At 72.0% G+C, this 20,359-nt stretch carries 18 protein-coding genes; 5 read left to right on the top strand and 13 right to left on the bottom strand.

Annotation, left to right across the window (positions count from 1 at the left end):
* From ACVN90_RS16170 to ACVN90_RS16190, 5 genes are read right to left on the bottom strand one after another with little or no spacing between them, the layout of a single operon-like run.
* The gene (locus ACVN90_RS16170) at positions 1-612 is read right to left on the bottom strand and encodes an energy-coupling factor transporter transmembrane component T family protein (protein ID WP_475099223.1); all 612 of its coding nucleotides are present in this window, start codon (positions 610-612) and stop codon (positions 1-3) included.
* Positions 606-1,289 carry an energy-coupling factor ABC transporter ATP-binding protein gene (locus tag ACVN90_RS16175; protein ID WP_475099224.1) on the bottom strand — a complete coding sequence of 228 codons (684 nt, stop codon included), beginning with the start codon at positions 1,287-1,289 and terminating at the stop codon, positions 606-608. The genes ACVN90_RS16170 and ACVN90_RS16175 overlap by 7 nt, the downstream gene beginning before the upstream one ends.
* Positions 1,286-2,410 (bottom strand): acetyl-CoA C-acyltransferase, encoded by a 1,125-nt coding sequence (locus ACVN90_RS16180; protein WP_475099225.1) that lies wholly within the window; start codon positions 2,408-2,410, stop codon positions 1,286-1,288. The genes ACVN90_RS16175 and ACVN90_RS16180 overlap by 4 nt, the downstream gene beginning before the upstream one ends.
* Positions 2,400-3,500, bottom strand: coding sequence for a class I adenylate-forming enzyme family protein (locus ACVN90_RS16185; protein ID WP_475099226.1), 1,101 nt, complete (start codon positions 3,498-3,500; stop codon positions 2,400-2,402). Before ACVN90_RS16185 ends, ACVN90_RS16180 begins: the two co-directional genes overlap by 11 nt.
* Positions 3,497-4,138 (bottom strand): biotin transporter BioY, encoded by a 642-nt coding sequence (locus ACVN90_RS16190; protein ID WP_475099227.1) that lies wholly within the window; start codon positions 4,136-4,138, stop codon positions 3,497-3,499. The genes ACVN90_RS16185 and ACVN90_RS16190 overlap by 4 nt, the downstream gene beginning before the upstream one ends.
* Before the next feature lie 77 nt (positions 4,139-4,215).
* Here ACVN90_RS16190 and ACVN90_RS16195 point away from each other — a divergent pair, with 77 nt between their 5' ends.
* A complete protein-coding gene (locus ACVN90_RS16195; RefSeq protein WP_475099228.1) occupies positions 4,216-4,815 on the top strand; it encodes a TetR/AcrR family transcriptional regulator C-terminal domain-containing protein in 600 nt (199 codons plus the stop codon).
* A 17-nt stretch (positions 4,816-4,832) separates the two neighbouring features.
* Here ACVN90_RS16195 and ACVN90_RS16200 read toward each other — a convergent pair whose 3' ends face one another.
* Together ACVN90_RS16200 and ACVN90_RS16205 are read right to left on the bottom strand one after the other, a co-directional pair.
* Positions 4,833-5,558 (bottom strand): DUF2306 domain-containing protein, encoded by a 726-nt coding sequence (locus ACVN90_RS16200; protein WP_475099229.1) that lies wholly within the window; start codon positions 5,556-5,558, stop codon positions 4,833-4,835.
* Positions 5,559-5,699: 141 nt separating this feature from the next.
* Positions 5,700-6,131, bottom strand: coding sequence for a nucleoside deaminase (locus ACVN90_RS16205; protein ID WP_475102144.1), 432 nt, complete (start codon positions 6,129-6,131; stop codon positions 5,700-5,702).
* 99 nt (positions 6,132-6,230) lie between these two features.
* Between ACVN90_RS16205 and upp the strand changes: the two genes are divergently transcribed.
* On the top strand, positions 6,231-6,863 hold the full coding sequence (gene upp / locus ACVN90_RS16210) for a uracil phosphoribosyltransferase (protein WP_475099230.1): 633 nt from the start codon (positions 6,231-6,233) through the stop codon (positions 6,861-6,863).
* Positions 6,864-6,878: 15 nt separating this feature from the next.
* Here the strand turns inward: upp and ACVN90_RS16215 are convergent, their stop codons facing one another.
* From ACVN90_RS16215 to ACVN90_RS16230, 4 genes are all read right to left on the bottom strand, one after another.
* Entirely contained in the window at positions 6,879-8,141 is a 1,263-nt protein-coding gene (locus ACVN90_RS16215) for a type III PLP-dependent enzyme (protein WP_475099231.1), read from the bottom strand.
* On the bottom strand, positions 8,138-8,692 hold the full coding sequence (locus tag ACVN90_RS16220; protein WP_475099232.1) for a hypothetical protein: 555 nt from the start codon (positions 8,690-8,692) through the stop codon (positions 8,138-8,140). The genes ACVN90_RS16215 and ACVN90_RS16220 overlap by 4 nt, the downstream gene beginning before the upstream one ends.
* 220 nt (positions 8,693-8,912) lie before the next feature.
* Positions 8,913-9,233 carry a DUF3467 domain-containing protein gene (locus tag ACVN90_RS16225; RefSeq protein WP_045296530.1) on the bottom strand — a complete coding sequence of 107 codons (321 nt, stop codon included), beginning with the start codon at positions 9,231-9,233 and terminating at the stop codon, positions 8,913-8,915.
* A 103-nt stretch (positions 9,234-9,336) separates the two neighbouring features.
* Complete coding sequence (locus ACVN90_RS16230) at positions 9,337-12,960, bottom strand: TM0106 family RecB-like putative nuclease (RefSeq protein WP_475099233.1); 3,624 nt, start codon at positions 12,958-12,960, stop codon at positions 9,337-9,339.
* A 79-nt stretch (positions 12,961-13,039) separates the two neighbouring features.
* Between ACVN90_RS16230 and ACVN90_RS16235 the strand changes: the two genes are divergently transcribed.
* Positions 13,040-15,100 carry an NAD(+) synthase gene (locus ACVN90_RS16235; protein ID WP_475099234.1) on the top strand — a complete coding sequence of 687 codons (2,061 nt, stop codon included), beginning with the start codon at positions 13,040-13,042 and terminating at the stop codon, positions 15,098-15,100.
* A 49-nt stretch (positions 15,101-15,149) separates the two neighbouring features.
* On the opposite strand, the gene ACVN90_RS16240 is transcribed toward ACVN90_RS16235, so the two are convergent.
* Entirely contained in the window at positions 15,150-15,728 is a 579-nt protein-coding gene (locus tag ACVN90_RS16240) for a hypothetical protein (RefSeq protein WP_475099235.1), read from the bottom strand.
* Positions 15,729-15,856: 128 nt separating this feature from the next.
* On the opposite strand from ACVN90_RS16240, the gene ACVN90_RS16245 reads away from it, so the two are divergent.
* The gene (locus tag ACVN90_RS16245; RefSeq protein ID WP_475099236.1) at positions 15,857-17,332 is read left to right on the top strand and encodes a phytoene desaturase family protein; all 1,476 of its coding nucleotides are present in this window, start codon (positions 15,857-15,859) and stop codon (positions 17,330-17,332) included.
* A gap of 4 nt (positions 17,333-17,336) precedes the next feature.
* On the top strand, positions 17,337-18,821 hold the full coding sequence (locus tag ACVN90_RS16250; RefSeq protein WP_475099237.1) for a lipase maturation factor family protein: 1,485 nt from the start codon (positions 17,337-17,339) through the stop codon (positions 18,819-18,821).
* On the opposite strand, the gene ACVN90_RS16255 is transcribed toward ACVN90_RS16250, so the two are convergent.
* Positions 18,793-20,340, bottom strand: coding sequence for an MFS transporter (locus tag ACVN90_RS16255; protein ID WP_475099238.1), 1,548 nt, complete (start codon positions 20,338-20,340; stop codon positions 18,793-18,795). The genes ACVN90_RS16250 and ACVN90_RS16255 overlap by 29 nt on opposite strands.
* Positions 20,341-20,359 lie beyond the last annotated feature (19 nt).

The raw sequence follows: 20,359 nt of genomic DNA on the forward strand, positions 1-20,359 counted from the left end.
TCATCGCAGCCCCCGGGCGGCGAGCGCGTCGCCGAGCTGGTCGGCGTGCTTGAGCGAGACGACGAGGAACGGCACCACGAACATGCGCAGGCTCGCTCGTGCACCTCGCGCACGTTGGGCGTCGCGCACCTCGCCGGCGAGCCGGGCGAGCACCGGAACGGTGCCGAGCGTCACGGTCAGCAGGAGCGCGGCCCGCTCCGTGTCGACACCGATGCGCCGCAGCGGCCGAAGTCCCCTCTCGAACGCAGCGAGGAGGTCGCTGACGCGGGTGGTGAGGACGAGGAGGCCTGCGAGGACGAGGGACGCGGCGACCCGGGCGGTGTTGGCGGCCGCGGCCTCCGGGCCGAGGAAGAGCAGCTGCCCCGCGACCGTGATGACGAGCACCCAGCGGATCGCGAACAGCTGCCGCCCGAGTTCGCGCATCCCGCAGCGGCCATCGCCGAGCCCCGCCACCGCGTACGCGACGACGCTGATGGCGGCGGCCGCGCCCACCGTCCACCAGGCCGCGGGCATGACCAGCACCCCGAGCATCACCACGAGGAGCACCACGGTCTTGGGGCCTGCGGGCATCCGGTAGAGCCAGCTGTCGCCGGGGCGGTACAGCGTCAGCATCGCAGGATCGCCTCGTACTCGGCGACGACCGCGGCGGGCTCGCCCACCGCCGCGACCCTGCCCTCGGAGAAGAGCACCGCGTGCTCGCAGCGCTGCGCGAGGGCCAGGTCGTGGGTCACGAGGAGCAGCCGGTGGCCCTGATCCTCGAAGAGGTGGTCGGCGACCAGCCGCGCGTTCCGCGCGTCCAGGTAGGCCGTCGGCTCGTCCGCGATCACCAGGTCGGGGCGGCGCACGAACGCGCCGCAGAGCGCGAGCAGCTGCTTCTGCCCGCCCGAGAGGTCGTGCGCGGATCGCTCCGCGAGCGGCGTGAGGCCGAACCGCTCGAGGGCGGCCGCCACCCGTTCGCGGACCTCCGGCGCCGGCATCCGGTCGGCGCGGAGCGAGAACGCGACGTCCTCCGCGACCGTGGGCATGACGATCTGCGCGTCGGGGTTGCTGAACACGAGCGCCGTGCGTCGTCGCAGTTCGGCCGCATGACTGCCGGCGTCGAGCCCGAGGATGCTGATCGAGCCGCTCGTCGGCCGGATCAGGCCGCCGAGCAGCCGGGCGAACGTCGACTTGCCCGAACCGTTCTCGCCGATGACCCCGATCGTGCGCGCGGCGAGGTCGACCGACACGTCGCGAAGCACGTCGGTCTCGCCGAGGCGGAGGTCCACAGCGTCGAGGCGGATCGTCATCGCACCACCTCGACCACGGCGGCGATCCCCAACCCACCGCCGACGGAGGCGGCAGCGACACCGAGCGTGCCCCTCGGCCGACCGCCGCGCACGAGCCGGCTGAACAGCCGCACCAGCGCCACGGCACCGCTCGCACCCCACGGATGACCGAGGGCGAGCGCGCCCCCGTCCGCGCACACCCGTGGATCGTCTTCGTCGACGCCGATCCGGTCGAGCACGGCGAGGCTCTGCGCCGCGAACGCCTCCACGATCTCGAACGCCTCGACGTCGGCGACTGTCGCACCCGCAGAACGGAGGGCGGAGTGGATGCCGGGAGCCGCGCCGATACCCGGAAGCGCGGGGTCGCAGCCCACCACTGCGGCTGCGCGCACCGCGAGGCCGGGGCCTGTCCCGGAAGGAGCGACGACCACCGCTGCGGCGCCGTCGCCGATGCGCGTCGCGGTCCCGGCGGTCACGGACCCGCCGGGGAAGAGGACGGGCAGTCGCGGCAGCAGTCGCTCGGCGCCGCCGATCGCGTCGTCGTGGCCGAGCCCCGCAAGCGGGACCAGTTCGGCCCCGAAGCGTCCCGCGTCGAGGGCGGCGCGCGCCCGCGCGTGGCTCCGCGCTGCGTGAGCGTCCTGCCGGCCACGCAGGATGCGGTCGTGCACCGCGAGGTCCTCGGCCGCCCGGGTCATGTCGGGGTCGGGGAAGCCGGCGGGCGCAAACGGGGCTCGGTCGTACGCGACGCCGTCCGCGATCCGCACCGGGGCGGTGGAGGGGCTCTCGACGCCCCCGGCCACCCGCATCCGCTCGTCGCCCGCGCGGATCGCGGCCACCGCGTCCAGCACGGCGGCGAGGCCGCTGCCGCACTGCCGGTCGATGGTGGCACCGGGAACGTCGGCGCCGAGCCCTGCCGCGAGCGCGGCGATCCGCCCGGGGTTGCCCCCCGGGCCCATGCAGTTGCCGAGCAGGACGTCGGCCACCTCGACCGGCGCTCCGGTCACCGCCGCCGCGTCGGTCAGCGCCGCGCGGATCACCGCCGCGCCGAGCTCGCCGACGCCCAGTCCGGCGAGGGCTCGCCCACGCGTGCCGATGGGCGTGCGGCGGGCGGCGATGATCACGGGATCGCGGTCAGACGGCAAGGCGCGGCACCTCCCCGTCCAGAGCCCGGCGCACCGCTTCGGCGCGCGCCGGCTTGCCCGACCCGGTGCGCGGCAGCTCGCCGGCGAACCACTGGCGCGGCCGGTGCGCCGGCGCCAGACGCGTCGCGACGATCTCGCGGAGATCGGTGGCGGGGTCGGGGTCGGCGTCGTCGAGCTCGACGAACGCGGCGACGAGCGACCCGACACGATCGCGGGGCAGTCCGAACACGATCGCATCGCGGACGCCGGGGACCGCGCGCAGCACCTCCTCGACCTCTTCGGGCACGATCGTCGCGGACGCGCTCAGGATCGCGTCATCCGCGCGGCCGAGCAGACGCAAGCGGCCGTCGATGAGCTCGGCGCGGTCGCCGACCGTCGCCCACTCGCCGTCGCGGCGCAGCGGACCCTCGGCTCCCGCGTACCCGTCCGCGACGAACGGCGACCGCACCCACAGCTCGCCGCCGCGGATGTTGAGTTCTACACCGGGGAACGCGCGCAGCCCGTCGCCGTGGTCGACGGCGACGAACGACAGTTCAGCCGCGCCGTAGTAGGAGACGACACGGATGCCGGCGGCCTCCGCCCGCTCCCGGAGTCCGGCGTCCAGGTGGGAGCCGCCGACGAGTGCGGCGCGCAGCCGCGGTGGGGCGCCGGCGTCGAGCATCGCCCGCAGCGCCTGAGGAGTGCCGTGCAGGCAGGTGGCGTCCGGGTCGACAGGGGCGCCGAGCGCCGGACGCGGGCCGCCGGCGAGCGCGTGCGCGATCGAGAACATCGTGAGCGAGGAGACGGGCGGCGACGGCAGTGCGACCACGTCCTCCGGACCCGCGGCGAGCAGCTCCGACACGATGCCGAAGGAGTCGTCCCAGGACGAGGCGCTCCGCAGCACGATCCGCGGCCGGCCGGCGCTGCCCGACGTCTGCGTCGCCCACGCGATGCCGTCGGGAACGCCCGCGTCGGCCGCCGCGGCGATCACCGCGTCCCACTGGGCGCGCGGCCATCGCGGATCGCCCACGAGCGGGATGTCGCCCGCGTCGCGGATCTCCCGCACCCGCTCGAGCAGGCCGGCGGCCTCGCCGCTGAGGGGGACGATCACGACATCGGGTCGCCGTCGCCCGCGACGGCCGGCTTCGTGGTCCACGTCCGGCGGAACGCCCGCGGGTAGGCGCGGACCAGCGTGACCACGATGGCCGTGGCGAGCACGGCCTTCACCAGGTCGCCGGGTACGAACACCAGACTCGTCAGCGCCGTCTCTCCCAGCGGCAGACGCGTCACGAGGCTCTGCACGGGGATGCCGAAGGCATAGACGACGAGGATGCCGCCGGTCACGATCCCGAGCAGCGTGCGCCAGGTCGTGGGTTTGCGGCCACCGGCGTGGACGATGAGTCCGATCACGATCGCTCCGGCGATCCACCCGATGAGGTACCCGGCGGACGGTCCGAAGAACACCCCGATCCCGCCACGCCCGCCGGCCAGCAGCGGCATGCCCACCGCGACCAGACCGAGCAGCACGGTGACCGACAGCGCACCCAGCCAGGGGCCGAGAACGGCTCCCGCGAGCATCACGCCGAGAGTCTGCGCCGTGATCGGCACCGACCCCAGGATCGAGAACCCGCCGGGCAATCCGAGCACCGCGATGATCGCGGCGAACACGGCGACGCGCGCCAGAGCTGTCGCATCGAGTGCGCTCACGTGCGCCGGTCGGTCGAGCGAGGAAGCGGGGGGCGTGGCCATCGGACGAGGTCCCTTCTGCCGAGGAGGAGTGCTACCTGAACACCGTTCACTAGAACGGTGTTCAATATAGTGGGCTCATGGGGACGGCGAGAGCAAATCGGGGTCACACCCGCGACGAGGTCGCGCGGGCCGCGATGACGATCCTCGATGAGTACGGCCTCCCCGACCTGACCATGCGCCGGCTCGCGGCTGCGCTCGAGGTGCAGCCCAGCGCCCTCTACTGGCACTTCCCCAACAAGCAGAGCCTGCTTGCGGAACTGTCCGACCGGATCGTCGCGGAGGTCGACTCCGGATCGGCCGACCCGGAGTGGACCTCTCGGGTCCGTGCGGAGGCGTCCGCGCTGCGCCGAGCCCTGCTGGCACACCGCGACGGTGCTGAGCTCGTCGCGAGCACCTTCGCACTCGGGCTGGGATCGCGGGGGGCGCACGATCGCCTGGCCGCCACGATCGCCGCCGGCGGATTCGACGACGAGTCCGTCCAGCGGGCGACATCCGCCCTGCTCCACTTCGTTCTCGGTCAGGTCCAGCACGAGCAGCAACGGCAGCAGTATCGCCAGCTGGGCGTGCACGCAGACGCGTCCATGGCCCTGCGCGACGACGACGCTCCGGAGGCCGAGTTCGCGTTCGGCGTCGACCTTCTCGTGGGCGGACTGCAGTACCGCCGGGTCGGCGTCTGACGGAACCCCGAACGTTCTCAGACGGGCAGGCGGTACGAGGGCAGGCCGCGGCGACGGATGAGCCACTCGGCGAACACGAGGTTCGGGAGCCAGCACAGGAACGGCACCGCGGCGTAGGCGTTCGCGAACGCGGAGTCCAGCTCCCACGGCTGCCCGAGCACGAGCGGCGCCATGAGCAGCAGCGGCAGCCAGATGCGCAGCATGACACCGGAGTACGTCAGCGCGTAGTTGCGGATCATCCAGGCCTGGTGGCTCGGCACGTCGCGGCGGCGGATCGCGCGGTACGCGCGCCATCCCGTGATCAGCCACAGCACGGCGAGCGTGCCGAACCCGAAGAAACCGATGTAGCCGGCGGGGCTCGACGGCGCGATGATGAGGCCGCCGACGGCGCCGATCGCCACTGCGACCAAGTAGACGCGACCGATCCAGCGGTGCACGCGGGGAGCGCGCGTGCGCAGCCCGCGCCAGAACTGCAGCGGTCCGGTGACGAGCGCCACGGCGCCGCCGACGATGTGGACGTACAGCGCACCCTGCACGAACGGGTGCACCGCCGCGTAGGTCGGAGCGAGGCCCACGTCCTGCCCCGCGAGGTCGGCGAGCGACGCGGTGAAGTAGGGCACCGCGGAGTACGCGACGATCGCGAGCGCCGTCAGCAGGACGAACGTCCAGCCGATGCGGGAGCGGACGCCGCCCGGGCGCGTGACGGCAGTGGCAGTCCGAACGGGTTCGATGAGGCGGGTCATGGCCGTCACGCTAGGCCCGCGGCCGAGGCTGCCAGCAGGGTGCTGTCCCCCCGTTACCGCGCGGCTGTCCCCCGGAATCGCGAGAGGGTAGGTTTCCGCACACGCGGCGTGCGGAGATCTACCCTCTCGCGATTCTCGGGATCAGCGGCGCGCGTCGAAGAAGCTGCGCAGGAGAGCGGATGCTGCGTCCTCGCGCACGCCCGCGACGACCTCGGCCCGATAGGGCAGACGCCGATCGCGCACGACGTCGTACATCGATCCCGCGGCACCCGCCTTCTCGTCCCAGGCGCCGAAGACGAGCCGCGAGATGCGCGACTGGAGCACGGCGCCCGCGCACATCACGCAGGGCTCGAGGGTCACGACGAGGGTGCAGCCCTCGAGATTCCAGCTCCCGCGGGCCGCCGCCGCCGCGCGAAGGGCGACCACCTCGGCATGCGCGGTGGGATCGTGCTCGAGCTCGCGGAGGTTCCGGCCTTCGCCGATCACCGTGCCCGCAGCATCCGTCACCACCGCCCCGACCGGCACGTCGCCCGCCTCACCCGCCGCCGCGGCGAGCTCGAGCGCGCGATCCATCGCGGCGAGGTCGGCGGGGGCGGGAAGCACAGCACGAGCGTAGCCGCCCGGGCAGAAGTCGCCCCGGGTTCCGGCACCGCGACGCACTAACCTGTCTCTATGCGCCTGCACGTCGCCGACCACCCCCTCATCACCCACAAGCTCACGGTGCTGCGCGACCAGCGCACCCCATCGCCGGTGTTCCGCCAGCTCACCGAAGAGCTCGTGACGCTGCTCGCCTACGAGGCGACCCGCAACGTCCGCGTGGCGCCGATCGAGATCCAGACGCCCGTGACGACGACGACCGGCGTCCGCATCGACGACCCGCGCCCCCTCGTCGTGCCGATCCTCCGCGCCGGCCTCGGCATGCTCGAGGGCATGGTCAAGCTCATCCCGACCGCCGAGGTCGGCTTCCTGGGCATGGTCCGCGATCACGAGACGCTCGAGCCGTCTACCTACGCCGAGCGTCTGCCCGACGACCTCAGCGACCGCCAGTGCTTCGTGCTCGACCCGATGCTCGCCACGGGCGGCTCGCTCGGCGCGGCGATCGACTTCCTGTTCGACCGCGGCGCGCAGGACGTCACCGCGATCTGCATCCTCGGCGCGCCCGAGGGCGTCGCCGCGATCGAGAAGCAGGTCGCCGGCCGCGATGTGACGCTCGTGCTCGGTGCGATCGACGAGCGCCTCAACGAGCACGGCTACATCGTGCCCGGTCTCGGCGACGCCGGCGACCGGCTGTACGGCACGGTCTGACGCGGGCCGCCCGACTCACACGATCGGCACGCGGCGCACGTCCGACGTCACGGCGACCTCGGCTGTCGTCGCACCCCTCCCGACCACCGCGACCGGCGTGAACGGGCGTCCGTTGAACCTCGTCGCGGTGACCGTCGTGTACGCGCCCATCGTCGGGCTCACGAGCAGGTCGCCGACCTGCAGCTCCGGCAGCAGCACCTCCCGCGCGATCACGTCCGACGAGTCGCAGGTCGGGCCACCGAGGGTCGCCCAGCGGTGGTTCGCGGCATCCCGACCCGTGAGGTCGCGTTCGGCGAACACGAGCGGGTGGACATCCTCGGTGAGGACGTTCGAGTACGAACCGTAGACGCCGTCGTCGAGGTAGTACCAGCGGCCGTCGCCGCGCTCGGCGATGCCCATGACGCTCGTCACCAGCGTCATCGCGTCGGCCACCATGATCCGGCCGGGCTCGGCGATGATGTCGAGCCGTCGCGCGTGCGGCTCGAGCACGGGGCGGAGCACAGCCGCGACGTCTTCGATGGCCGCCGACTCGGAGTCGTACGACGCGGGGAACCCGCCGCCGATGTCGAGGGTGTCGAACTGCACGTTGAGGCGCCGCTCGAGGATGCCCATGAGCTCGAGCGTGTCGGCGGCCGCGGCGGCGAACCGGCCAGGGTCGTCGAGCTGGCTGCCCACGTGGTAGCTGAAGCCGGCGACGGTGACGCCGGCGGCGAGCGCCCCTTCGACGAGATGCGCCGCTTCGAACGGTCCGACGCCGAACTTGCTCGACAGGTCGCTCTTCGCGTGCGGGCTGCGGTACGCGAGCCGCACCAGCAGTCGGGTGTCGCTGGGCGCGCCGCGGAACTTCTCGATCTCGACGTCGTTGTCGACGACGAACGTGCGCACGCCCGCGGTCAGCGCCACGGCGATCTCGGCGGGCTTCTTGATCGGGTGGGTGTGGATGATGCGGGATGCTGCGACCCCGCGCCGCGTCAACATCGCCAGCTCCTCACCGGTCGCGACGTCGAAGCCGCAACCGGCGTCGTCGAGCACGTCGAGCACGGCGTCGTGGGCGAGCGCCTTCACCGCGTAGTGGAACCCGACGAACGGCAGGGCGTGGCGGAGGTGCCGGTACTGCCGCCGCACGCGCTCGGGGTCGAGCAGCAGGAGCGGCGTGCCGTGCAGCGCGATCGCCGCGCGGGCCGCCACGGACGACAGCAGGGCGGATGCCTCGGCCCGTCGCCGGTGCTCGAGCGCGCGGGTCGTGCGGGGCTCGCGGCGCAGGGCCGCGAGGTTCATGTCGCCACCTCCTGCGGGCCGACGGGGCGACGTCCGTCGCGCAGACCGGTCTTGGCGGTGACGGTGAACGCGCCGGCGGCGACCGCATAGAACACGATGTCGGCGGCGACCTTGCCGGCGAGCATGCCCAGAAGGGGATCGGGGATCAGCCAGACGCCGAGCACGAGTGCCGCGGGGCGCACCAGGAAGGTGTCGAGCAGCTCGGCTGCGCCGAACTCCGCCACGAGCAGCACGGCGGTCCGTCCGACAGCACGTCGCCGGGTCGTGGACACGGGCGCCTGCTCGATGTAGATCGTGACGGCGAGCACGGCGTAGAAGCCGATGATCTCGCCGAGGAGCGCCGCGACCGCGATGAGCGGTGGGGCGTCGGTCCACAGCGTGGCGAGGAGTCCCCCGACCACCATCGCGGCGGTTCCGGCGACCTCGGCGGGCAGGTAGCGGACGACCCAGAAGACGATCCCGCGGCGCCGCGGCGCAGCATCCGTCTGCGGCTCGTCCGCGGGCTCCGGCGTGGTCGCCATCGTCGCGAGCGGCTGGTCGATCGTGGTCATGTCGTCCTCCTCCGTGTGTCAGAGGAGGAAGCATGCGCAGTGATACCGGACAGAGTGCGGCGCGGCATCCGCCCCTCGCCGAACGGATACCGCGCCTCTGCGCTTTTTACGACGCGTGGAAAGGGTACGTGGCGAAGATTTCTCGCGGAAAGGGGTTGACTTTGCCCCTGATGCCCGTCTAGCGCTGCCCGCGCCAGAAGGCTCGCCCCGGGAACCCGTGTCAGTCGCCGAGCGGGGGCTCCTGGGGGTTGCGCCGACCCGTCTCGCGCTCCCAGAACTCGAGCTGCTGGGTCAGCGCCTTGGCGAGTTCGAACACCTGGTCCGGTGGGATGCGGATGCGGCTCACGACGCGCGCCGGCACGACAGTGTGGCGTTGACCGGTCTCGGCATCGACCTGCTCGCGCGGGGGCTGCGCAAGGGTGAGGAAGTCCATCACGAACACCGTCGGCGTGTGCCAGACGTTGGCGAAGTCGGCGTAATTGCCGCCGATGAGCTCGGGCGGGAGGTCGATCTCGAACTGCTGCGATGCGTCGTCGGCCATGCGGGCTCCTGTTCGGGCGGGCGTCTCATCCCTGACCGGTGCGAGACGCTCGGGGGCTGTCGTGTGCGACGTGTTCGACGGTGAGCGCGAGTCTACGCGGGCCTCAGCCCTGGCCGACGAGTCGGGCGAAACCGCTCAGCCGCGCCACCCCTTCCGGGGTGTACGGGAGGTCGTCGAGGAGACCCGGCGAGTACACGACGAACGCCGTGTGCATCGCGCGCGAGATCGCGACGTTGAGGCGATTGCGCAGGAGCAGGAACTCGAGCCCCCGCGGTGCGTCGCGCCCGCTCGAGGCCGCCAACGACACGATCGCGACGGCCGCCTCCTTGCCCTGGAACTTGTCGACCGTGCCGACGGGCACCTCGGGGAATCCCGCCGCGGCGAGTGCCGCCTCGACGGCGACCTGCTGTGCGTTGTACGGGGTGACGACGATGAGGTCCTGCTGCTCGAGCGGCCGTGGCGGCAGTGCGACCGAGGAGCCGTCGACGTCGTCGGCGACGGCATCCGTCCACTCCCGGCCGATGAGGTCGGTGACGAGCCGCGCGACCTCCGCGGCCTCCTCGAGGGACTGCGTGGCGTTGCCGTGATGGCGCAGGGCGATCGGGACGAGGCCCGCGGGAACACCGTCGATGCGGCGCAGCGCCGTCGAGGGGTGCGCCTCGAGCTCGCCGCGGTACGACAGGGTCGACACGGGTGCGGCGACCTCCGGCCGCATGCGCCGGGTCTCGGCGAGGAAGTAGCCGTACTCGTGCGGGATGACGTCGGCGCCGTCCATCACCCAGCCGAGCGCCGACGTGTCGACGGGCGCGGGGTGCGTGCCCTGGCTCACCTGCGGCAGCTGCTGCGGATCGCCGAGCAGCAGCAGCCGCGGCGCGGCCAGCGACACCGCGATCGTGGAGGCGAGCGAGAACTGACCGGCCTCGTCGACGACGAGGAGGTCGAGGCTGCCGCGCGGGACGCGGCCCTCATGGCTGAAGTCCCACGCCGTGCCGCCGACCACGTACCCGGATGCCTCGTGCTCGGCCGTGAACGCCGCGACGCCGTTCTTCGGCAGCACGGTGAAGGCGTGGTCGACCGCGGCGTCCTTCGGGGCCTTCCCGACTTGCGACGCGGGTACACCCGCGGCGATGACGCGATCGAGGAGGAGTTCGATCGTCGCGTGGCCCTGGGCGACGACGCCGACCTTGTAGCCGTGATCGCGAACGAGCCGGGCGATCACGTGGGAGCCGACGTAGGTCTTGCCTGTGCCGGGTGGGCCCTGCACCGCCAGGTAGCTGCGATCGAGGTCGCGCACGGCCCGGGAGATGGCGTCGACGGCGTCGTCGCCCACGGCGGGCAGCGAGCCCGTCAAGGTTCGCGGAGGACGACGGCACAGGATGTCGGTGGCCGGGTCGGCCGGGAGGGTCGGCGAGGCCGCGATGACGGCATCCGCCCAGGCGTCGATGGCCTTCTGCTGGTTGCCTGCGGCGGGCGGTGCCTGCGGCGTGAGCGCGAGGGGCAGGTCGCTCCAGGTCACGCCGTCCACCGCGGTCTCTTCGATCACCGCGCCGTCGTCGAGCACCTCGACGACGGTGACCGACCGGTAGGCGTGGATCCAGCGGGGCGAGGCCTCGAAAGGGAACGGAGCCGGGATCTCGTACAGCGCAAAGGGATTCGTGCCCTCGCTGAGCCGCGTGCCGGGCGCGAGGTCGCCGCGCAGCTCGACGATGCGCCGCTCGCCGCCCTTGCCGCTGTCGAGGAAGTGCCAGTCCTCGCGCACGCGGCTGCGTGCGGGGTCGATCGCGACGACGTCGCGCGTCTCGTCCCACAGGGAGACGGGCTCGCGCAGACGGAGGAAGTGCGTCGCCCAGTAGGACTTCGCCTCACGCGGGTAGTAGTCGATCGCGGCCGCGCCGAGGCGGAGCGACCGCGCCTCGACCGAGTCCTCGGGGTGGTCGAGCGCGAGCGCGTCGAGCACCGTGGCGCGTGCCGACGGCTCGTACGCCCGCTCGTCGGGCTCGGGGTTCGGCGACGGCACGAGCTTCGCCTCGCGCGCGCGGTCGACGAGCCAGTCACGCAGGCGCCGGGTCGAGACGCAGTCGTAGCGGTTGTAGTCGGCGAGGTCGTCGAACACGACGGATGCCTCCGCCGAGGCGCCATCGGCCTGAAGCGCGCGCGCCTCGACGTAGCGGACGATCGAGTCGTCGCCCTTCTGCACGTCGCTGGTGCGCACCTCGTCGCCCATGTACAGCGGCTCGAGCTTCTTGATCGAATACGAGCGGGATCCGATCCGCAGCGCCCGGCGCACGATCGGGTACAGGTCGACGAACACCCCGTCGCGCAGCAGCCTGTCGACGTCGGCCTCGCGCACCCCGTGGCGCGCCGCCATGGCGAGCAGGTGCGTCGGCTCGTACGGCGCGTAGTGGTAGATGTGCATGCCCGGGTGCTGCTGCCGGCGCAGGTTCACGACGTCGAGGAACGTCTCGAGCGCACGCTTCTCGTCGGCGAACGAGTGCGCCCACAGCGCGGTGTACTGCTCGCGGGTGTCGACCCAGCCGAACAGGTAGTCGATGCCCCATTGCGTGGGCTCTCCCGGTGCCGGCGGCTCGGTGTGCAGCGGGTCACCCTCGAAGTCGAAGAACAGGTCGCCGTGGTCGGGCCGCGGAAGGGCGCCGAGCGCCTTCGGCGCCACGACCTCGAACACCGGGATCGGCGGAGCGGCGACGGGAGCCTCGAGCACCGCGGCCATCGTCGCCTGCGCGACGACCGCGCCGTCGGTGGCGATCGCACTCTGGGCCACCACGACCTCGCGCGGCACGGGCTTCGGCGCGATGAGCGGCGGCGTGCCGGCTGGGCTCTCGAGCTGCAGGCGCGCCTGCGTGCGCAGCGACGAGAACACGTCGGGGTTCATGCCCGCCGGACCGCTCGGCGCCCCGGCGAGCTGCTCGATCGTCTCGATGCCGACGGTGCGCAGCCGCTCGCGCTGCACCGGACGCATGCCGGCCACGAGGAGCAGATCCCGGGATGCGACGACCTCGGCGTCGCAGGTCGCGCAGCGTCCGCACGCCACGACGCCGAGCTCACCGCGCGGGTCGCCCCACGCGATCGGCTCCCCCGCCGCGCCGAGGTCGAGACGGCGGTCGGCGATGAGGGCCGCGAGCCGCTCGCGCCGCAGCGCGAACACCGGTAGCAGGTCGTCGACCTCGTGCTCACTGACGCTGCCGTCGCCGAGCAGCAGCTGCACGCGGTCGGAGCGCGCCACCCCGAGACGGTCGAGCTGATCGACGTATGCCGCGAGCTGCATGAGAGCGGTGACGCGCGCGTGGCGTGCGAGCTTGGTGTCCTGCACGAGCCAGCGCCCGGCCCCGTCGCGCACGAGGAAGTCGGCGAAGCCGACGAACGAGGCGGTCGAGAACGCCGCCTGGTAGACGACCTCGGCGTCGGACGCGAGGGCTGCATCCGTCTGGGCGACCGCATCGGCGAGGGCCGCAGCATCCGACGATCGCGTCTCGGGGATCTCGACCACCCGATCGCCGAAGCGCTCCACGTAGTCGGCGAGCACCCGGCGCTCGTGCACCGTGCCGAGGCGCCCGGCGCGCTCGAGGGTGAGGTCTTCCGGCTCTTCGACCGCGGCCACGCGCCCCAGCCGTGCATCGATCGCGCGCAGCCACGCGTACTCGCACTCCGCCGCGGTCTTGAGATCGCTCGCGCTCCAGACGATCCGGCCTTCGTCCTCGATGTATCGCATACCCCGCCCTTCCCTCTCGACGATAGCCGCGGCCCCCGACACCTCCGCCCTCCCCCGCACACCTGCCAGACTTGACCGCATGAGCCTGCCCTTCGACAGCGCGTACCGGCACGGGTTCGCCCGCGTCGCGGCCTGCACGATCCCGGTCGCCATCGCCGACCCCGCGGCGAACGCCACCGCCGTGCTCGAGGCGGCGCGCGTGTGCGACGCCGACGCGGTCGCCGTCGCGGTCTTCCCGGAGCTGTGCCTGACCGGCTACGCGATCGACGACCTCGTCATGCAGGACCCGGTGCTCGACGCCGTCGTCGCCGCGATCGAGGGCCTGGTCGAGGCATCCGTCGATCTTCTTCCGGTGCTCGTCGTCGGCGCGCCGCTGCGTCACCGCAACCGCCTCTACAACTGCGCCGTCGTGATCCACCGCGGCGAGCTGCTCGGCGTCGCGCCCAAGTCGTACCTGCCGACCTACCGCGAGTTCTACGAGCGCCGCTGGTACGCGCCGGGCGACGACCAGGACGGGCAGGACATCCGCGTCGGCGAGCTCGAGGCGCCGTTCGGGCCCGATCTGGTGTTCGAGGCGCTCGACATCCCCGGGCTCGTCGTGCACGCCGAGGTCTGCGAAGACGTCTGGGTGCCGATCCCACCCTCGTCGCGCGCGGCGCTGGCCGGTGCGACGGTGCTCCTCAACCTCAGCGGCAGCCCCATCACGATCGCCCGCGCCGAGGACCGCAAAGACCTCGTGCAGTCGCAGTCGCTGCGCTGTCTCGCCGCGTACGCGTACGCGGCTGCGGGCTCGGGCGAGTCCACGAACGACCTCTCGTGGGACGGCCAGACCATGATCTACGAGGGCGGCAACCTCCTCGTCGAGACCGAGCGCTTCCCCGATGGTCCGCGCCGCTCGATCGCCGACGTCGACCTCGACCGCCTCCGCCAGGATCGCCTCCGCCAGGGCACCTTCGACGACAACCGCAGGTCGACGGGAGCGGATGCCGCGTTCCGCACCGTGCACTTCCGGCTCGACCCTCCGCGCACCGATGTGGGGCTGCGCCGCACGCTCGACCGGTTCCCGTTCGTGCCCGACGACCCCGCCCGCCTCGCGCAGGACTGCTACGAGGCCTTCAACATCCAGGTGTCGGGCCTCGTGCAGCGCATGCGCGCGATCGGTGGGCCGAAGCCCGTCATCGGTGTGTCGGGCGGCCTCGACTCGACCCACGCGCTGCTCGTGGTCGCCCGCGCCATGGACCTCATGGGGCGCCCGCGCAGCGACATCCTCGCGTACACGATGCCCGGCTTCGCGACGAGCGAGCACACGAGGTCGAACGCGATCGCTCTCGCCGAGTCGGTGGGCGCGTCGATCGAGACGATCGACATCCGCCCGCTCGCGACCGAGATGCTCGAGCGCATCGGACACCCGTTCGCCGACGGCGAGCCGGTGCACGACATCACGTTCGAGAATGTGCAGGCGGGCCTGCGCACCGACTACCTCTTCCGCCTCGCGAACCACCACGGCGGCATGGTGATCGGCACGTCCGACCTGTCGGAGCTCGCCCTCGGCTGGGCGACCTACGGCGTCGGCGATCACATGAGCCACTACGCCGTCAACGCCGGCGTGCCGAAGACCCTCATCCAGCATGTGATCCGCTGGGTGATCTCGCATCGCGAGGGCGTCGACGACCGCGAGGCCGAGGTGCTGCAGTCGGTGCTCGACACCGAGATCTCGCCCGAGCTCGTGCCCATGGGCCAGGACGGCAAGATGCAGTCGACCGAGGACCGCATCGGCCCGTACGCGCTTCACGACTTCGCGCTCTTCCATATCCTCCGGTACGGGTTCCGGCCGTCGAAGATCGCCTACCTCGCCGCGCACGCCTGGCGCGATGCCGAGGCCGGTGCATGGCCTCCCGGCTTCCCCCACGAGGACCGCTACGCGTATGACCTGCCCACTGTCGCGAAGTGGCTGCAGGTGTTCCTCAAGCGCTACTTCGCGTTCGCCCAGTTCAAGCGCTCGGCGATCCCGAACGGCCCGAAGGTCTCACCGGCGGGCTCGCTCTCGCCGCGCGGCGACTGGCGCGCCCCGTCCGACGGCAACGCGACGGTGTGGCTGGCGGAGCTGAAGGCCGCGCTCCCCGAGCTGGTCGAGGATTGATGGGAACGGATGCTGCGGTCCGCAGCATCCGTTCCCTCAACCGTCCCTCTCAGGCAGGCGCCTGGGTGTAGGCGAGCGTGATGATCCAGCTGTCGCGCGAGAGGTCGGCCAGCTGGTAGAACACCTTGCGATCGGGGATCCAGCCCTTGTTCAGGGGACTGTCGAGGCGCACGTGATCGGCGGCGACGAGGGCGCCGCGACCGTCGGCGTCGCGCACGGCCTGCACGCGGGTCCAGTGGGCGAGCAGCTTGCCGAGGTCGTTCTCGTCGAGCAGGTGCGAGTGCCGCTTCATGAAATGCAGCTCGGCGTCGTCGGGGTGCGCGTCGCGCAGATCGAGCCCGAGGGACGCATCGGCGTCGGCGACGGCGACGACGGTGGCCGCGCGGAAATTCACATTGCGGATCTTCAGCGGCACCTCGGCGCCGTCGACCTCGGCGATCAGCTGGGTGTGGAACCCGAAGGTGCGCGGAGCCTCGCGCTCGATGCGCACGTCCTTCGGGTCGACGCCGAGCTTCGTCGCGACGATCTCCCTGGCGAGCGCGCGCTTGCGGTCGTGGTCCGAGAGCTTGGGGTCCCAGCCGAGCCGGGCCGTGATCCCCGCCGGAGTCTCGAGAAGCACCGATTGCATGATCCACCTCTTTCTCCGCGGACCGTCCGCACCTCCATCCTGTCGCGGGCCCGTTCCGGGAGGAAGCCCGCCACGCCACACGGCGTCAACCCCCTGCCGGTGCCGCGACCCGATGGAAGGATGGGGCCATGGCGAGACGCGCGACGGTGATCGGCAGCGGTCCCAACGGGCTGTCCGCCGCGGTCGCGCTCGCGCGCGCCGGATACGAGGTCCGGGTGCTCGAAGCGGCCGCGACCATCGGCGGTGGTGTGCGCACGTCGCCGCTCACGCTCCCGGGATTCCGCCACGATGTGTGCTCCGCCGTGCATCCGGCGGCGCTGTCATCGCCGTTCTTCCGTGCGTTCGGCATCCACGAGCGGGTCGGGTGGATCCACCCGCTCGCCTCGTACGCGCAGCCGCTCGACGGCGGCAGGGCGGCGATCGCGTGGCGCGACATCGAGCGCACGGCCGATGCGCTCGGCCCCGACGGCAGCGCGTGGCGCGGGGTGCTGCGCCCGCTCAGCCGGCACCTCGGCGGATTGGTCGACTTCACCGGATCGCAGCTGCTGCGGTGGCCGCGGCATCCGATCACGACAGTCCGGTTCGGGCTGCGCGCCCTGCAGCTCGGCACGCGCCTCGGCCGCGGAACGTTCCGCACCGAGGAGGCCAACGCGCTGCTGGCAGGCGTGCTCGCCCACGCGAACACCCCGATGCCCTCACTCGGAGGGGCAGCGTCCGGCATCTTCCTCGCGGCACACGCGCATTCCGCCGATGGCTGGGCGTTCCCCCGCGGGGGATCGCAGACGATCGCGGACGCCCTCGCCGCCGACCTCGCCGCCCACGGCGGCACCGTCGAGACGGGCACCCGGGTGCAGACGCTGGCGGGTCTGGACTGGGGCGATCCGGATGCCGGAGACCTGCTGCTGCTCGACACCACACCGCGCCTGCTGCTCACGCATCCGGACCTTCCCGCGCGGTATGCGCACGCCGTCCGGCAGTACCGCTACGGTCCCGCCGCTGCGAAGGTCGACTTCGCGCTGGACGGTCCCGTGCCCTGGTCGCACCCCGACGTCGCCCTCGCTCCCACCGTGCACCTCGGCGGCACGCGGGAAGAGATCGAGGCGAGCGAGAACGCGGTCGCGCAGGGCCGCGTGCCCGACCGGCCGTACGTGCTGACGGTGCAGCCGAGTGTGCTCGACGGCACGCGCGCGCCGGGCGGCAAGCAGGTGCTGTGGGCCTATATCCATGTGCCGGCGGGTTCGACGTTCGACCCCACCGAGGCCGTCGTGCGACAGGTCGAGCGCTTCGCCCCGGGCTTTCGTCACCGCATCCTCGCCAGCCACGCGATGACCGCCGCCCAGCGCGAGGCTTACAACCCCGCCGACATCGGGGGCGACATCCTCGGCGGTGCGTTCACGTTCGCGCAGGCGATCCGTCGCCCCGTGGTGTCGACGACGCCGTGGCGCACACCGCTGCGCGGCGTCTACCTCGCGTCGGCGTCGACACCGCCCGGTCCCGGAGTCACCGGGATGCCGGGCTGGTACGCCGCGCGCCAGGCATTGCACGACGGCGCGCGTCGCGGCCACGGCGAGCGCCTCGAACTCGGGGACCTCTTCGGAGCGTGACGCCGTGGACGCCTTCGCAGCGGTCGACTTCGGGTTCGCGCGCGAAGTGCTGCAGCGAGGCGTCGCGGCCCTGTTCGTCATCGCGTTCGTCTCGTCGCTGAACCAGTTCCGCCCACTCCTGGGCGAGCGGGGCCTGCTGCCCGCTCCGGAACTCCTCGAGTGGGTGCGCACCTCGAAACGCGGGGCACGGATGCTGCGCCCCACCCTGTTCCGATACCTCCGGTACACCGATCGCAGGCTCGTCGCGCTGTGTTGGGCGGGCATCGTGATCGCCGCGGCGCTGGTCGCCGGCATCCCGCAACTCGGTCCGCCGTGGGTGCCGATGCTGTGCTTCCTCGCACTGTGGTTCGGCTACATGTCGATCACGTCGATCGGCCAGACGTTCTACAGCTTCGGGTGGGAGATGCTGCTGCTCGAGGCCGGCTTCCTCGCGGCGTTCCTCGGGTCGAACGACCAGCCCACGCCGGTCGCCGTGATCGTGCTGTTCTGGTGGCTGGTGTTCCGGCTCGAGTTCGGTGCGGGCATGATCAAGATCCGCGGCGGGCGCGAGTGGCGCGACCTCACGGCGCTCACCTACCACCACGAGACGCAGCCGATGCCGGGGCCGCTCAGCCGCCAGGCGCACCTCCTCCCCCGCTGGTTCCACAAGGGCGAGGTGCTCGGCAACCACTTCGCGCAGCTCGTGGTGCCCTGGTTCCTGTTCGCGCCGCTCCTCGGGCTTGTCGTCCCGGGCCCGGTTCCGGCGATCGTCGGCGCGGCAGCGGCTGCGATCGTCATCGCGACGCAGGCCTGGCTCGTCGTCACCGGCAACTTCGCGTGGCTCAACTGGATGACGATCGTGCTCGCCTTCTCGGCGATCGGACTGCCCGGCATCGGCGCAGAGCATGAGGGCGCAGCATCCATTCCTCCCGGCGTGATCGACGGGATCCCGGTGTACTGGCTCGTCATCACGTGCGCAGTCGGCGTGCTGTACCTGGTGCTCAGCTGGTGGCCGCTGCAGAACCTGTTCGCGCGGCGACAGCTGATGAACGCGTCGTTCAACCGGTGGCAGCTCGCCAACGCCTACGGCGCGTTCGGCACGGTGACAAAACAGCGCATCGAGATCGTCGTGGAGGGCACCATGGACGACGACCCCGACACCGCCACCTGGCACGAGTACGCCTTCAAGGGCAAGCCCGGCGAGGTGCACCGCGTCCCGCGGCAGTTCGCGCCGTACCACCTGCGCCTGGACTGGCTGATGTGGTTCCTGCCGCTCGGCCGCTCGCTGGACGACTGGTTCACCGCGTTCCTCGTGCGGCTTCTGGAAGCGGATGCTGCGACCCTCCGCCTCCTCGCCCGCGACCCGTTCGACGGCGAGAGGCCGCGATGGGTGCGGGCGGTCTCGTACCGCTACCGCTTCACGACGCGCGCGGAGTTCCGCGAGACGCATGCCCGGTGGACGCGCGACCGGCGGCGCCCCGTCATGGGACCGGCGTCCCTGCGCCGCTGACGGCGGCCTTGCGCTCGCGTGCGCTGCGGCGGGCGGTGAGATCGACGATGGCCACCAGGAACGCGAGCGCGAGGAAGACCGCGACCGACAGCATCCCGAAGGCGTACGCGTCGTGATAGACGACGAGGCTGTCGTGGGAGCCCGATTCGCGGTAGATGGCGGCGTAGAACAGCGACAGCGCGACCGCCGTGCCGACCGCGGCGCCGATGCGCTGGCCGAGCTGGCCGACGGAGCCCGCCAAGCCGCCTTGCTTGACCGGGATGTCGCCGAGCGTGAGCGCCTGATTGGGCGCGATGACGAGGCCGCCGCCCGCACCGCCGACAGTCATGACGGCGGCGGCGATGTACGGGGTCCACGCGGGCTCGCTGTAGAGCGCGGCGAGCACCAGGCCGCCGACGCACAGCAGCATGCCGGCGAGGCCCCACACCACGACGACGCGGCCATGCGTGCTCACGAGGTTGCCGCCGATCCACGAGGTGACGGCGGATGCCAGCGCGAATCCGATGGACACCATGCCCGCGTACACCGGCGCGAGTCCAAGCCCCAGTTGCAGGAACAGCGTCGTGACGAGGAACATCGCCGGCGCCGCCGTGAAGTACGCGGTCTGCAGCAGGGTGCCGTTGCGGTACGACGTGATGCGGAACAGGCCCAGCGGGATGAGCGGGTTGCGGCCGCGCTTCGCGTAGCGGCGCTCCCACGCGATGAACGCAGAGGCGAACAGCGCGAAGGCGACGAGCAGCCACCAGCGCGCCGGGTTGTCGGTGGGCGCGCCGGTCGTGAACAGGAACGGCCACATCAGCGAGACGACGCTGGCGCCGAACAGCAGTACGCCGACGGGATCCAGCTGCACCTTGCGCTGGGACCTCGTGCGGGTGTCGGGCAGCAGCCACAGCGCGAGGGCGATCGCGATGAGGCACAGCGGCACGTTCATCCAGAAGATGAGCCGCCAGCCGTTCGTCGGTCCGCCGAGGGCGATGAGCAGACCTCCGAGGGTCGGGCCGAACGCGGTCGCGATGCCGATCGTCGCGCCGAAGAGACCGAAGGCGCGGGCACGCTCCTTGCCCTGGAACAGCTCCTGCGCCATGCCGAGCACCTGCGGCATCTGGATGCCGGCGGCCACACCCTGCAGCAGCCGTCCGATCAGCAGCACCTCGGCAGTCGGCGCAAGGGCGCACAGCACGCTCGTGACCGTGTAGAGCGACAGCCCCACGACGAAGAGCGTGCGCCGCGAGCGCTGGTCGCCGAGGCGTCCCATCGGCACCAGCACCAGGCCGAAGGTGAGCACGAAACCCGACACGATCAGCTGCAGCTGGGTCGAGCTCGCGCCGAGCACCTCGCCGATCGAGGGAAGCGCGACGTTGACCTTCGTCATGTCGAGGATGGTGATCGCCGCGACCGCGACGCACACCCAGAACGCACGCCAGCGGGCGCCGTGTGAGAGCGGGATGATGGCGGTCGTGACCGGCACGGTGCGCGCCTTGTTCGAGGTCTTCTGCGGCGCCGGCTGTGACTCTGACATCTCGCCCAGGCTAGCCCGG

Source organism: Microbacterium sp. F01 (assembly GCF_056156365.1).

Bases quoted from the DNA above. Each gene is read 5' to 3' on its own strand.
- ACVN90_RS16195 (WP_475099228.1), top strand. From the start codon at position 4,216: ATGGGGACGGCGAGAGCAAATCGGGGTCACACCCGCGACGAGGTCGCG.
- ACVN90_RS16190 (WP_475099227.1), bottom strand. From the start codon at position 4,138: ATGGCCACGCCCCCCGCTTCCTCGCTCGACCGACCGGCGCACGTGAGC.
- ACVN90_RS16200 (WP_475099229.1), bottom strand. From the start codon at position 5,558: ATGACCCGCCTCATCGAACCCGTTCGGACTGCCACTGCCGTCACGCGC.
- ACVN90_RS16235 (WP_475099234.1), top strand. From the start codon at position 13,040: ATGAGCCTGCCCTTCGACAGCGCGTACCGGCACGGGTTCGCCCGCGTC.
- ACVN90_RS16240 (WP_475099235.1), bottom strand. From the start codon at position 15,728: ATGCAATCGGTGCTTCTCGAGACTCCGGCGGGGATCACGGCCCGGCTC.
- ACVN90_RS16220 (WP_475099232.1), bottom strand. From the start codon at position 8,692: ATGACCACGATCGACCAGCCGCTCGCGACGATGGCGACCACGCCGGAG.
- ACVN90_RS16255 (WP_475099238.1), bottom strand. From the start codon at position 20,340: ATGTCAGAGTCACAGCCGGCGCCGCAGAAGACCTCGAACAAGGCGCGC.
- ACVN90_RS16230 (WP_475099233.1), bottom strand. From the start codon at position 12,960: ATGCGATACATCGAGGACGAAGGCCGGATCGTCTGGAGCGCGAGCGAT.
- ACVN90_RS16245 (WP_475099236.1), top strand. From the start codon at position 15,857: ATGGCGAGACGCGCGACGGTGATCGGCAGCGGTCCCAACGGGCTGTCC.
- upp (WP_475099230.1), top strand. From the start codon at position 6,231: ATGCGCCTGCACGTCGCCGACCACCCCCTCATCACCCACAAGCTCACG.
- ACVN90_RS16205 (WP_475102144.1), bottom strand. From the start codon at position 6,131: ATGGATCGCGCGCTCGAGCTCGCCGCGGCGGCGGGTGAGGCGGGCGAC.
- ACVN90_RS16225 (WP_045296530.1), bottom strand. From the start codon at position 9,233: ATGGCCGACGACGCATCGCAGCAGTTCGAGATCGACCTCCCGCCCGAG.
- ACVN90_RS16170 (WP_475099223.1), bottom strand. From the start codon at position 612: ATGCTGACGCTGTACCGCCCCGGCGACAGCTGGCTCTACCGGATGCCC.
- ACVN90_RS16175 (WP_475099224.1), bottom strand. From the start codon at position 1,289: ATGACGATCCGCCTCGACGCTGTGGACCTCCGCCTCGGCGAGACCGAC.
- ACVN90_RS16215 (WP_475099231.1), bottom strand. From the start codon at position 8,141: ATGAACCTCGCGGCCCTGCGCCGCGAGCCCCGCACGACCCGCGCGCTC.